The organism is Paenibacillus sp. FSL R5-0887, from assembly GCF_038002305.1.
GTDB classification, from domain to species: domain Bacteria; phylum Bacillota; class Bacilli; order Paenibacillales; family Paenibacillaceae; genus Paenibacillus_AQ; species Paenibacillus_AQ odorifer.
Window position 1 is genome coordinate 752,574 of sequence record NZ_JBBOCE010000001.1, and the last position, 13,474, is coordinate 766,047.

10 protein-coding genes are annotated in these 13,474 nt (G+C 43.3%); 7 read left to right on the forward strand and 3 right to left on the reverse strand.

What is annotated here, in order from left to right; genetic code table 11:
• Positions 1-186 precede the first annotated feature (186 nt).
• Positions 187-1,047, reverse strand: coding sequence for a YitT family protein (locus MKY14_RS03380; RefSeq protein WP_076125880.1), 861 nt, complete (start codon positions 1,045-1,047; stop codon positions 187-189).
• A gap of 850 nt (positions 1,048-1,897) precedes the next feature.
• Complete coding sequence (locus tag MKY14_RS03385; RefSeq protein ID WP_076125882.1) at positions 1,898-2,260, reverse strand: hypothetical protein; 363 nt, start codon at positions 2,258-2,260, stop codon at positions 1,898-1,900.
• A gap of 184 nt (positions 2,261-2,444) precedes the next feature.
• Between MKY14_RS03385 and MKY14_RS03390 the strand changes: the two genes are divergently transcribed.
• Both MKY14_RS03390 and MKY14_RS03395 read left to right on the forward strand, forming a co-directional pair.
• On the forward strand, positions 2,445-2,858 hold the full coding sequence (locus MKY14_RS03390) for a DUF2500 domain-containing protein (protein ID WP_340975778.1): 414 nt from the start codon (positions 2,445-2,447) through the stop codon (positions 2,856-2,858).
• A gap of 126 nt (positions 2,859-2,984) precedes the next feature.
• The gene (locus MKY14_RS03395; protein WP_340977016.1) at positions 2,985-5,681 is read left to right on the forward strand and encodes a calcium-translocating P-type ATPase, SERCA-type; all 2,697 of its coding nucleotides are present in this window, start codon (positions 2,985-2,987) and stop codon (positions 5,679-5,681) included.
• 90 nt (positions 5,682-5,771) lie between these two features.
• Here MKY14_RS03395 and MKY14_RS03400 read toward each other — a convergent pair whose 3' ends face one another.
• Positions 5,772-6,707, reverse strand: a complete 936-nt coding sequence (locus MKY14_RS03400) for a C40 family peptidase (protein WP_076125886.1) — start codon at positions 6,705-6,707, stop codon at positions 5,772-5,774.
• A gap of 324 nt (positions 6,708-7,031) precedes the next feature.
• On the opposite strand from MKY14_RS03400, the gene MKY14_RS03405 reads away from it, so the two are divergent.
• From MKY14_RS03405 to MKY14_RS03425, 5 genes are all read left to right on the forward strand, one after another.
• On the forward strand, positions 7,032-8,102 hold the full coding sequence (locus tag MKY14_RS03405) for an ABC transporter substrate-binding protein (protein WP_076125887.1): 1,071 nt from the start codon (positions 7,032-7,034) through the stop codon (positions 8,100-8,102).
• Between the two features lie 62 nt (positions 8,103-8,164).
• Entirely contained in the window at positions 8,165-9,088 is a 924-nt protein-coding gene (locus tag MKY14_RS03410; RefSeq protein ID WP_036686219.1) for an ABC transporter permease, read from the forward strand.
• On the forward strand, positions 9,081-9,875 hold the full coding sequence (locus MKY14_RS03415; RefSeq protein ID WP_076125889.1) for an ABC transporter ATP-binding protein: 795 nt from the start codon (positions 9,081-9,083) through the stop codon (positions 9,873-9,875). Before MKY14_RS03410 ends, MKY14_RS03415 begins: the two co-directional genes overlap by 8 nt.
• Before the next feature lie 223 nt (positions 9,876-10,098).
• Positions 10,099-11,865 carry a sensor histidine kinase gene (locus MKY14_RS03420; protein WP_076279809.1) on the forward strand — a complete coding sequence of 589 codons (1,767 nt, stop codon included), beginning with the start codon at positions 10,099-10,101 and terminating at the stop codon, positions 11,863-11,865.
• Complete coding sequence (locus tag MKY14_RS03425) at positions 11,858-13,426, forward strand: response regulator transcription factor (RefSeq protein WP_076279781.1); 1,569 nt, start codon at positions 11,858-11,860, stop codon at positions 13,424-13,426. Before MKY14_RS03420 ends, MKY14_RS03425 begins: the two co-directional genes overlap by 8 nt.
• The last annotated feature ends 48 nt before the right edge of the window (positions 13,427-13,474 follow it).

Consider the following 13,474-nt stretch of genomic DNA (forward strand, 5'->3'; position numbering starts at 1 on the left):
CGCAAACATGTTAGATTAAGCGAAGTTTGAGGCTTCGATCAAGAAGTTTTGGGTCTCAAACAAAAAAAAGGAGTCTTCGCTCAAGAAATTAGGTCTCGCGCAGAAAAATTGGTTGCGATCAAAGGCTAAATTCAAAAAGAAGGGAGCGTTCCAGCCATTTTCATGGCTTAAGGGCGCTCCCTTTTTTTATTCGTGTAAGCGTGTTTGTCTATGATCTTTAGTGGCTGATCTAAACACAATTTGGCTCTCTGAATCACACTGTAGAACGAGTGCCCGAAGATGCTCTTCTTCCATTCTGTTCGTCAGACAAAACAACGTGCTAACCTCTCCATCTTGCCCTGAACCTTCAGCAATCGCAGCTTCTCGGTTTAGGGAGCTTGCGATTGCTTGCTGAATGTCCAAACATCGGCTGCTGGTAATCCAAGCAGTGCGGGAGTGGGATAATCCCCGTAGTGAGATACGAACACCTTCGAAAGCCAGCAGGTAGGCAATAATAGAATACATTGCTTGCTCCCAACCGAACAATGTACCTGCAAAAAGCAGAATTGCACAGTTCAGGATCATAATAACGACTTCCGTTGACTTTGGAGGTCCGCCGCTCAGCAGAGAATACCCCTGGTCACTGGCTTGTTTATTTACACCGCCGAATCTCACAGATATTCCAATACCTACTCCAAGACAGATGCCTCCTGCCATTGCGGCAGGTAAAGGATCACTAATCACAGCAGGAAAACGATGCAGCGCAAGAGACGCGATGGTTAGGCAGGTTAATCCCAAAACAGTGTAAAGAGCAAAGCGGAGATTTACTTGTTTTCGCGACATAAATATAAAGGGCAGATTGAATAGAAATAGAAACAATCCAAGCTGCATTTCAGTAGTATGAGCGAATAATGCGGATAAACCTGTAATCCCGCCGACAACAAGGCCATGTGGCATTAAAAATAATTCCAATCCTACAGCAGCAAGCAATGCGCCGGCAATGACTGTGAGAACTCGGAAGGTAGAGCTTCTTTGTAGCTGTTGACGTTGATTTATTTTGTTCTGCATAGTTTTTCCTCCTTCAACAGGGGAAACGACCTTACTCATTTTCAGTGGCTATGGCAGATTTTTTTGGATATTCGTGCATCATGTCGTTTCTCAAAGTTGAATACTTTATCCGTTATTTTACAAATCTATTTAGATTCCTTCGTCAGACAATGTCCAAGGACAACAAGGATCAGCACGTAAATGTCTGCGAATGTCTGCAAATGGTTGCAAATCTCTGCGAAAGGCCGCAAATGGCTGCAAATAGTGAAGACTAGCCAGCACTCCGCTTTCTTTACCCAAATTGGCTAAAACAATTTAAAGTTTATCCCGTGAGACTATAGGCATCCCATGATAGATGAAGCATGAAGGTTGTGACCAACGCTACGTCCGGGCAGTAAGCCTGCAACGAAGTTGCGCCAATCAGTATAACGATAACTGCTGCAAGGGAGTACCAGAGCCCCTCACCGCCTAAGGTAGGTGGATGTACCTCAGTCTCAAGCTGAAGAAGAAGATGGCACCTAAGAAATAACGAAATAGGATCACGAGCTTTTCAATTCGTCTCACATGTTCGGTTTCAGCGAGGACAAGTCCACTAGTAGTGCGCCAATAACTTCTGTCTGCTAGACGAGTACTCTCGGAGAATCCAGCAATCAAGAATAGTGCTGCGAATATTACTAATGTACACCGGAACGGATATCCAGAACATGGTTCAGCCAAGATACTTGCTTTCTTCCAGTGGATGATGAGCAATGCGAGCATGTATAGCCACCGGGAAATCCGCATCTCTATAATTCATGAACCTAAGATTTTTATCAATTGAAGTTCTAAATTCCCTTCAGCCGACATTCATTTAGGGCAGAGGTGAACTTCGTTAGTGGAGTGAAATTAGAAAATGAGACGTGAATTTTAACAGGTACAGCCGCAGTCGAAGCAGGAATTTATAAATCACTGGACGGAACAGTAAAGAAAGTACAGGGAGTATTGCAATTACCGCAAGTGACTTCGCTCCCCACTGTTCAGTTATTTTGATGGCTCCTACCTGAGGGGTTATTTGAGGTGCAATCCTTACGGGAGGTGTAAACTTTCGCTCGTAGCGTTCAATTTCGGATGTCGTTGATTCTTGCTCCGTAGTGAATAATCCTCCAGACCAGGCAGGTGGAAAAGAGAACATCATTCCCAGAATTAGGACGATACGAAGAAACCAATGTAGTGATAAACGCGCTATATATTGCACCGAAATAACACCTCCCAACTGTATGTAGTATAAAAAGCATACCATACCTTTTCCTTTGAATCCAAATTGTTTTGTGAAAAAAATTCATATATAGATGATGAAAACATGAAACCGAACGGGAAAAATGACGTATTTCGCAGCATAGATAACTTTTATTATCTTGTTTCAGTCAGGAGGGATAAATTTGAGCGAATGGCAGGATTTTAACGGTTTTGATGAGCGCAGCTTTTTCGGAAGTTTCATTCATGAGATGCCACTGTTTTTTAAATTATTTGTTTTGCTTTTTCTTGGCTTTTTCGTTTTTATAATTGTTAAATCAGTGAGAATCTGGATGTCCAATAACGCAAGTCCTTTGATAAAAGCAAACTGCACAGCGGTCACCAAACGAACCGAGGTATGGGGTGGATCCGGTGAATCGAGAGCAAATACTAGTTATTATGTTACCTTTGAGTTTGCCGATGGCTCTCGTTTAGAGTTGCAGGTAAGAGATCAGGATTTTGGCCTGATTGTAGAAGGGGACCGAGGTGAACTCCTATATCAAGGGACTAGGTTTAAAAGCTTCAATCGCGATTTGAAGAAAGAACATCTAAATTTCTAAAAAAGTACATACCATTCAAGAATCACCATGCCTGTTTTGGGTAAAACTCATATGAGAGGTTTTACCAGATCTCAATTCTGGAAGGAGGCTATGGTCTTGAATTCAAATAATTCACAATCGCAAGGGCTGGTACCCTTCCATACACTGAGCGAGGAAGAAGTGCTGAATAGGCTGGAAACTCGGAAAGAGGGTTTATCTTCCGATGAAGCAGCTAAACTTCTGGAGCGATATGGGAAGAATGTACTGCAAGAAGCGAAGACTAAATCGCTATTAGAAAAGTTTATCGAACAATTTAAAAATGTAATGATCTTTATTTTGCTAGTAGCAGCTGTATTGTCAGGAGTTTTGGGGGAATGGACGGATACGATTATTATTTTGCTTGTAGTCATTCTGAACGCGGTGCTTGGAGTTATTCAGGAAAATAAGGCGGAGCAGGCACTCGATGCGCTTAAAAGCATGTCCTCTCCGCATGCCAGAGTAAGACGTTCCGGTCAGGTTACTGAGATAAAAAGTGAAGACCTCGTACCCGGGGATATCGTATTACTGGAAGCCGGAAATGTAGTTCCGGCGGATATAAGACTTTTGGAAGCTGCATCGTTAAAGACGGAGGAAGCCGCGCTTACAGGAGAATCATTGCCATCAGAAAAGCGGGCCGGTGTGCTTGAAGGCAGCGACATTGTAATCGGTGACCGCACCAATATGGCTTATATGAGCAGCAGTGTTACTTATGGCCGGGCGGTTGGTGTCGTTACAACAACAGGAATGCAGACGGAGGTCGGTAGAATTGCCGGTTTTATCTCGGAGGAAGATAATGATGTAACACCGCTGCAAAAAAAGCTGGATGAACTAGGGAAATATTTCACCTTTATTATTCTTGGCGTTTGCGTGATTATCTTTGCCGTTGGGATCTTCGAGGGAAGAGAGCTAATGGATATGCTACTTACCTCGATCTCACTTGCGGTAGCGGCTATCCCGGAAGGGCTGCCAGCAATTGTTACGATCATTCTCGCGCTTGGTGTGCAGCGAATGGCGGGACGAAAAGCGATCATTCGCAAGCTTCCTGCCGTGGAGACACTCGGAAGTACAGAGATTATATGCTCTGATAAGACAGGTACTTTAACATTAAATAAAATGACTGTCGAAAAAGTACATGTCAACGGAAAGACCACTGATTCCAGTGCAGGACTTGAAGGGATTCCTGGTGGTGAGTTATTGCTTCAAGCTATGACGCTTTGTAATGACTCCAGCATTGACGAAGGAAAGACTCCTAGTGAAACTGAAGCAAAAGCTGGAAACAAGGATCCCCAAACCAAGAGCGGAAAAGCAATCATCGGCGATCCGACGGAGACCGCGTTAGTCGATTATGCGCTTAGTATAGGTACTGACAAAAGGGAGCTTGAAAAGAAATATCCACGTAAAAATGAGCTGCCTTTTGACTCTGATCGCAAGCTGATGACAACGATTCATGAGGTAGAAGATGGTCGATATCGTGTGCTGACAAAGGGTGCACCTGATGTACTTTTGTCCAAATGCAGCCATATTTATGTGGATGGAGAAATTGTACCTCTACAAGACGAACATAAGCGGAATATCATGGAGAGTAATAAAATGCTCGCAAATGACGCACTTCGAGTGTTGGCGTTTGCTTTCCGAGATGAGCAGCAGCTGCCGACCGATCTCTCACCAGATACCACGGAGATAGAGTTAGTATTTATTGGTTTGGTTGGTATGATAGACCCGCCGCGTGAGGAAGTACGGGATGCTGTAGCCATCTGCCGTAAAGCGGGAATAAGACCTGTAATGATTACAGGGGATCATCGTGATACAGCAGCGGCTATTGCCAAAAGATTAGGGATTATTGAAGATGAATCAGGTGTATTAACGGGCAGTGAGCTGGATAAATTCAGCGAAGAGGAATTTGCGGAGAAGGTTACCGATTATTCGGTTTATGCACGCGTCTCTCCTGAACACAAGGTGCGTATCGTTAAGGCTTGGCGGCAAAAAGGAAAAATTGTGGCGATGACCGGAGATGGTGTAAATGATGCTCCTGCACTTAAATCATCCGACATCGGTGTGGGCATGGGGATAACCGGAACGGATGTTGCCAAGGGTGTATCAGATATGGTGCTTGCCGACGATAACTTTACGACTATAGTTGTTGCCGTTGAAGAAGGACGGAAAGTTTACAGCAATATCCGCAAAGCAATCCAGTTCCTTCTCTCCGCTAACCTTGGGGAAGTGCTGACATTATTTATTGCCACTATGATTGGTTGGCGTATTCTAGAGCCGATCCATATCCTGTGGATTAATCTCGTTACGGATACTTTACCTGCACTTGCCCTAGGGCTTGAGAAAGCCGGTGAGGATGTAATGGCGAAGAAGCCGCGTAAAGCAAGCAGTAGCATTTTTGCTGGCGGCGTTGGGATCGGGATAATATATCAAGGGATTATAGAAGCGGCACTTACGTTATTCGTGTACCAATGGGCGCATACGCATTACAATGAAGGTATTGCGGTTACAATGGCCTTTGCCACATTAGGATTACTGCAAATTGCCCATGCTTTTAACGTCAGATCCAATAAAAAATCGCTATTCCAGATCGGTTGGTTCAGCAATCGGTATATGTTATGGGCGTCGCTGATCTCTATACTAATGCTTGTGCTTGTGATCATCATCCCGGGCTTAAACGACTGGTTTGGTGTCTCACATTTAAGTGTATTACAGTGGGGAATAGTATGTGCAGCAGCCGTAGCGATTATTGTCATAGTAGAACTTATAAAGCTGTTTGTCCGGATGAGTGGAAAGGGCAAGAGCTGGGATTAAGAATTTGGTTAAGAGTTGTAGTCAAAAAGCCTGAATCCCTATTGAAGGGATTCAGGCTTTTTGAATGATTTCCTTTAAAGTATGGGAAGCTTATAAAACACGTTGCATGTGGAGGATTACATTACTCCAATAACCTGAGTCGAGGTCACTGATCTGAACTCCGGGTTCACCCCAAGTGTGGATAAACTTTCCGTCTCCAATATAAATACCGACATGACCAGGTATAGCATCACTTTCAAATCGGCCGGGAACGGTAAAAAAGATAAGATCCCCTACATCCAGTTCGCTTCGACTTACACGAGTACCTAAATTATCTTGATCTTTAGCTAAACGAGGTAAGCTGACACCGAATTTTTTGAAAACATGCCTTGTAAAAGAAGAGCAATCAAATTTTTTGGTTTCTTCATAAGATCCAGCGCCAAAGTCGTAGGGTACACCTAAGAAATTTTTGGCAAAAGCGACTAACTCCTTTTTATCCGCTTCAGAAATACTTTGAATGCGTAAAGATTTAGATTCACTCGTGGATTCGACCGTCGATAATTTTTCGATAGTCTTACGTTCGGACGGTGTAGCAATGTTTATCTCACCCGACTGGGGATTCCAGCCTACTTCTGTTTGCAGAAATTTGGACAAGGCTAAAGGGGTGATATAGATTTGCCCTTCTTGCCGTCTAGGGGCTTGTGGCAGTGTGATTTTTTCCCCAAGTGAGAATACCTGTGGTGAGCCAGGGCGCAGCATATACATAACATCGCTATAACCGATTTTAGTGTATCCATCACTAGAACCATCATCTTTCATCCGATATCCGAGCGAAGTAACCGCAGGCTTAAGTGGAATCCAATACTTTCCCTGAGCGTCGGTAATTGCAGATTGTTCATAATAACTGGAGGCATTTGTTCCATCAGGAGTTAGCGCGTTAACCTTAGGTTTTTGCGATTGAGATGAATAACCGCAGGATGAACTCGTTAAAGCGACAGCAAGCAATACAGTAGCGGTGGTTAGTAGTCTTTTGTGATTATTAGCCATTTAACACGCTCCATCTTCAAACTGTAAATTCAGTTTGTGCAGGGCGATTTTTTTTATGTAAAAGAAACGAAGGCAATCGCTGTAAGAGACAACCAAGCATTACCTGTTTTGATGTCATATATTCTTCAGAATTTGAAATCTATGGAAATATGATAAGTGATTGACGGATAAACAACCTCCATATAATATAGGTTTAATAGATTTCTATCATTAATGTGAGGTACGTGTAAGCTTATGCTTTAATGCTTTTATCGATAAAAGTGATAATGCTGAGTCGCTCACCTTGATGTATGCGTTAATAAACTAATGAAATGGGGTACTTTGATGAAAAAGAGAAACATTTTGGCGGGATTAAGCTTATGCTTCATGCTCGTAGCAGCTGGTTGTGGTAACAATAACACTGCGGGAAACGCAGGAAATGCAGCGAATTCCGGTAATTCCCCTACGAATGCAGGAGCAGCAGATTCAAAAACGTACAAAATTGCGATCTCGCAATATGTGGAGCACCCCTCACTTGATGCTACACGTGAAGGAATTCTCGCTGCTTTGAAGGATGCAGGAATCGTTGAAGGTGAGAACCTGAAGGTTGACCTTGAGAATGCTCAGGCTGATCAAGCGAATAACTTGTCCATTGCTCAAAAGATTGCCGCTGACTCTAATGATTTGGTATTGGCAATTGCAACGCCTTCCGCTCAATCAATTGTTCAAGCACTCAGCAAAGCAAGTAAGGATACACCGATTTTATTCGCAGCAGTAACTGACCCACTCGACGCGAAGATTGTCACGGATCTGGAGCATCCAGGTGGCAATGTATCAGGGGTATCGGACACCAATCCCGAAGCGATTAACAGATTAATGCAATTTATAGCTACCCAATTTCCTAACGTGAAAAAGCTGGGCATCGTTATTAATGAAGGTGAACCAAATGCAGTAATTATGGCTGAGATTGCTAAAAAAGAGTTGGATAAACATGGAATCGAGCTAGTGAAGGCTGCCATCACGAATACCTCTGAAGTCAAACAAGCTGCAGAATCACTTGTGGGTCGTGTAGATGCATTCTACATTACTTTGGATAACACAGTCGTAAGTGCAGTGGATACCATTATTCAAACAGCTAATGACAAGAAAATTCCCTTCTTCTCCAGTGACCGTGATACGGTTGAAAAGGGAGCTTTCGCCACCGTTGGTTTTAAATATTTCGATCATGGCTATCAAGTGGGTCAAATGGCCGTGGATATTTTGAAAAATGGTAAAAAGCCAGCTGATATGAAAGTAACCATGCAAGAAAAACTCGATCTCATTCTTAACCTGAAATCTGCAGCAGCGCAAGGCATAGAAGTGACTGATGCAATGAAGGCAGAAGTTGCCGATCAAGCTAACAATATTATTCAATAAGCCATTATATAGGGGGCGATTTCGTGAGAACGCCCCTTTCCGCTCGAAGGAGGAAGTCATCTATGTTAAATTCGATGCTCGGGGCCGTTGAAATGGGACTGCTTTACGCATTTATGGCTTTAGGTGTATACATTACCTTTCGTATTCTTGATTTCCCTGATTTGACTGTAGATGGGAGCTTTACCACTGGTGGTGCCATTGCCGCTGTTATGATTACTAACGGTTATGCACCATGGCTTGCTACCCTGGCCGCTATTGCTGGTGGAATGCTGGCAGGAATGTGTACGGGCCTATTACATACGAAAGGCAAGATTAATGGACTGTTATCCGGGATTTTGATGATGATTGCACTCTATTCCATTAATCTGCGGATATTTGGTGGCAAACCGAACTGGTCTTTAATGGGCGACACTACCTTGTTCACTTCCATTGATCCTCTGCTCGTACTGCCGTTTGTAGTTATTTTTGTGAAAATAGTAATGGATTTATTCCTGCGTACAGATCTTGGACTTGCGCTGCGGGCTACCGGAGATAATGCAAGAATGATCCGTAGTCTGGGTGTGAACACGGATAATACCACTATTCTTGGTGTCAGTTTATCCAATGGAATGGTGGCGCTCTCGGGGGCGCTAATCACTCAGTATTCTACTTTTGCGGATTCCTCTATGGGTATTGGGATGATTGTAATCGGGTTAGCTTCGGTGATCATCGGTGAAGCCATATTCGGTGCTAAAAATGTATTTCGGGCCACATTGGCTGTTGTGCTCGGATCCATAGTTTACCGGATCGTAGTTGCACTTGCCTTGCGGGTACCGTGGCTGAAAGCTTCGGATCTTAAGCTGATCACAGCAATTATCGTTATTTTCGCTCTTGTATTCCCGTCGATTCAGCGTTTCCTGAAGCAGAAGAATATGGCGCGGAGGCGTTCCGTTGAATTAGCTGAGCAGGCTCTAAGCAGCAAGAGAGGAGGCACCATCGATGCTTAAACTGGAGAACGTATCTAAGCTGTTCAATCCCGGAACACCCGATGAGAAAATAGCGCTGCTCGGCATTGACTTGGAGCTTCTTCCCGGTGATTTTGTCACCATCATTGGAAGTAATGGAGCTGGCAAATCTACACTGATGAACATTATTTCCGGTGTCATGAAGCCGGATCTGGGTACAGCCAGCATTGAAGGAAATTCAATCAGCCATTTGGCGGAATTTCAAAGAAGTCGCTGGATCGGCCGTGTCTTTCAGGACCCAATGGCGGGTACGGCTCCACATATGACGATTGAAGAAAATTTAGCTATGGCTTATAAAAGAGGCAAAAGCAGAGGGTTAACCTTTGGCGTAAATAAAGCAAAAAGAGCTTTGTTTCGCAATGAGCTAAGCCGTCTGGGGATTGGGCTGGAGGATCGCCTGCGGGCAAAAGTAGGGTTGTTGTCAGGTGGAGAGAGACAAGCGCTAAGTCTGCTAATGGCGACCTTTACTCAACCGCAAATTTTACTTTTAGATGAACATACAGCAGCCCTTGACCCTTCTCGTGCGGAGCTGATTACTAAACTTACAGAGTCCATTGTCCGTGAGATGAAGTTAACCACCCTAATGGTTACTCATAACATGGAACAGGCCATTCGTCTTGGCAATCGTCTGATCATGATGGATAAGGGCCGTATTATTTTGGATATCGATGAGGAACGTAAAAAAGATCTTACTGTAGAACGGCTGCTCGGAGAATTCGAGACAATCAGCGGACATAAATTGGCAGATGACCGAATGATGCTTGGCTAGTCAGTTGTAGGTGTGAAGGTAGCTCAATATAAGGGCTTGAAGTGAAGTCTGATTCTGGATTTCATTTCGAGCCCTTTTTTACATAGGAATTTTTTCGCCGAGCCATTATACTATCCTTATCTTTCAGTTCACGTAAATTTACCCAAATGGAACATTATGGTTTATAATGGAATTATAGTGATAATAAATGAAAATTATCATATTTAGGGAGCGGAGAATGCAGATGATTTGGAAAAATGTTAGCGCTTACAGAAGTTCGGGCATTTTCAACAAAATGATACTGATTATTTCCTTTTTGCTTCTACTTTCCTTTTTATTCTCTTTGACCGTTTTACAATATGTGTATCGTATCTATGACAAGCAAATTTATGAAAAGGCCTCTGAGGTACTGGGGATGTCCTCCATTAGCATCGAAAATGCCCTAAGAGAATTGGATCAGCTTTCTTTTACAGTGGTGTCTGATGAGCAAATTCAAGAATGCCTGCGCCAATTGCAGAATGATCCACAGCCTTATGAAAGACAAGTTCTACATAACAAGATCATAAACAGGCTGGTTGCTTTTGCAGGGGCAGAGAAATACGTTTATTCCATGATGCTGATGGATACGAGTGGCGGAGTAATGACTGCGGGCAATCGTGAAGGAGTATCACAGGATCTGCAGGATCAGTTAAAGCCGTTAGCTGCGGAAGCTAGCGGGAGTATAGTGTGGTATCCGCAAGGAAACAGAAATTCACTTTTGGCGGTTCGGCAGATTAAATCTTATACAGGGTCAACGTTTACGCTGGATGATCTGGGAACACTCGTGATCCGTATTCGGATCGATCTAATCATTGCGGATAGTACGAGCGATACTGATCAATTAATCGCAGTTGATGCCACGACGGGACAGGCAATCTATCCTGAAGCGCCAATTCTTTTGCCAGAAGAGCTTAAAGAAGAGACAGAACGTCCGGAGCTATATCGCACGGCCAAATATCAAGAAGGTACCTACTTTATAACCAAGACGAAATCATCTTATATAGATTGGATCTACATCAATGCCACTCCATTTAATGAGATGTTCAAACATATTACTTTTGTCAAAAAGCTGGTCGTCATCATATTCGCACTAATCTTATTAATTGGTCTCCTTTTAGGCTACAGGCTTGCTCGCAGTATTGTACGTCCGATCTCTAAGTTGACCAAAAAAATGAAGCAAATCGAGAAAGGCGATCTGGACAATCTGGAGGAACAGTCATTAGGTGTGGTTTCACAGACTGCGCAGGACGAGGTTAGTCAGCTAAACCGGACTTTTAAAATGATGATCCGCAGGATCAGAGAGCTTATTGATGAGAACTATGCGAAGCAGCTGATTATTAGAGAGACAGAGCTAAAAGCTTTGCAGGCCCAGATTAATCCGCATTTTTTGTACAATACACTGGAATCAATCAACTGGTTAGCCAAAATGAACAAACAAGCCAAAATCTCAGAAATGGTAGAAGCGCTCGGTTACTTGTTCCGCAGCTCTATTGGTCTAAAGGATCCGCTGATTACACTTGAAAAAGAGATCACTATCGTGCGCAATTATGTCATTATCCAGAAAACACGGTTTGATGAGAGGCTTGATTTCCGGATGGATGTACCTGAACATCTGCATGACGCTTTGATTCCGAAGCTGACCTTGCAGCCTTTAATCGAAAATGCTATCCGCTATGCACTAGAGCCTAATATTGAACCGTGTACCATTTCTATAACAGTTAGTGAAGATGAGCAGGGGCTCGATATCAGAGTCAGTGATAATGGACCGGGAATGAGCGCTGAATTTATCAAAGATTTGCAGCTGGGAAGAGTTAAGACCCGTGGAGAAGGCATCGGCTTAGCTAACATCGCGGAACGGATTCAAATCGTCTTTGGCCCTGAATGGGGCACTTCCATAGAAAGTGAACCGGGTCAAGGAACAACTATACATGTGCGTATACCTTACTTAAAAGGAGTGCTAGAGAATGTATAAACTGCTGTTGGTGGATGATGAACGCTTGATTCTGGAAGGGATATCGCAGGTTGTGGACTGGGGACGAGCGGGAACAGAGCTTGTAGGCACGGCGTGGAACGGGATTGAGGCTTTGGTGAAAATAGAGGAGCTTAGCCCTGAAATAGTGATTACGGATATTTCTATGCCTGGTTTAGATGGTTTGGGACTGGTGCAAAAATGCAGTGAACGATTTCCAGACGTGAAATTCGTTATGCTGACTGGTTATAAGGATTTTGATTATGCTTGTATTGCTATGCAGAACGGGGTTAAACATTATCTTTTAAAGCCGTGCAATGAGAATCAGATCCATGATGCATTGGTTGAGCTGGTAGCGGAGCTCGATGAACAGAAGAGCCGGGGCGAATTCGTAAATAGCATGAAACAACGTCTTCAGAAGGTATTGCCCCATGTGAAAGAACAATTTTTGAAGGAATGGATCTCTAACAAAACTTATGGAAGTCAGGATCTAGAGTACTATCAGGAATTATTCGGCATTGAACTCAATGACAAAACGGTACGCTTGCTCCTGTTCCGACTAGAAGGTTCTTACGAATATGAGCAATTGTTCGCTCTGCAAAATATTGCCCAGGACGTACTTCAGGAAACACTCCTGAGTGCGACGATAGGCGGTCATTTATTAATATTACTGGAAGACGAAGGAAATACGGTGCAGAATAGCCCCTTGCTTAAACGTATCGCTGAAGTAAGAGAGGTATTCTGCAAGTTTTATAAAATGGATGTGACAATCGCGATTAGTGATGCTGACCTTATGATTCATTCCCGGAGATTGTATCGTCAGACCTTGCAATGCCTGAACCATCGTTTTTATTTGGAGGCGGGCGGTTTGATTACCGGGAGTGATATCCCAAGTGATGAGCTAAGTGGAAGAAATGATATCGAGCTAGATGAAGAGCATATTTGTCTACTTATAAAAGCAGGCGATCAAAATACGGTAGAGCTGGAATTGGAACGATTATTCAACTTGCTCGCGGATGAACGGTTAGATATTAACGTGACGCGTTCATATGTTTTACAGTTATATTCCGCTATGATTCGTTTAGCAGTCCCTGATGAAAGAAATAGCTTCACATCGGGCTTGGCGGAGCTTGCCGAAATTAGAACCTTGGGAGGTTTAAAAGCATACGTCAAAGAGGCAGCGGTTCGCTTAACAGCGATGTATGACCGACATTTTAGTTCCCGGCAATCGCTTATTGTAGACAAAATGTTCAAAATTATCGCAGAGGATTACAAGAATGCAGAGCTGTCGCTTAGCTCGGTCGCTGCTGAAATGTTATATATGAATCCCGACTATCTCGGCAAAATATTCAAGAAAATTACCGGAGAGAAATTCTCGAATTACGTAACCAATTACCGGATTGCTAAAGCATCGGAGCATATTTTGAGAAGTGGGGATGTAAGAGTATTTGAGCTGGCTGAAATGTTCGGCTTCGGTGGAAATGCACAATATTTCAGTCAGGTTTTTAAAAAAGTAACCGGCCAGACCCCTACAGATTTCATGAAACCCCCTCAAGCGAACTGATTATTGAACAAACAAGACGGTTTTTTGTATTCAATAATCACGGAATAT

Bases quoted from the DNA above. Each gene is read 5' to 3' on its own strand.
- MKY14_RS03380 (WP_076125880.1), bottom strand. From the start codon at position 1,047: ATGCAGAACAAAATAAATCAACGTCAACAGCTACAAAGAAGCTCTACC.
- MKY14_RS03400 (WP_076125886.1), bottom strand. From the start codon at position 6,707: ATGGCTAATAATCACAAAAGACTACTAACCACCGCTACTGTATTGCTT.
- MKY14_RS03405 (WP_076125887.1), top strand. From the start codon at position 7,032: ATGAAAAAGAGAAACATTTTGGCGGGATTAAGCTTATGCTTCATGCTC.
- MKY14_RS03410 (WP_036686219.1), top strand. From the start codon at position 8,165: ATGTTAAATTCGATGCTCGGGGCCGTTGAAATGGGACTGCTTTACGCA.
- MKY14_RS03415 (WP_076125889.1), top strand. From the start codon at position 9,081: ATGCTTAAACTGGAGAACGTATCTAAGCTGTTCAATCCCGGAACACCC.
- MKY14_RS03420 (WP_076279809.1), top strand. From the start codon at position 10,099: ATGATTTGGAAAAATGTTAGCGCTTACAGAAGTTCGGGCATTTTCAAC.
- MKY14_RS03425 (WP_076279781.1), top strand. From the start codon at position 11,858: ATGTATAAACTGCTGTTGGTGGATGATGAACGCTTGATTCTGGAAGGG.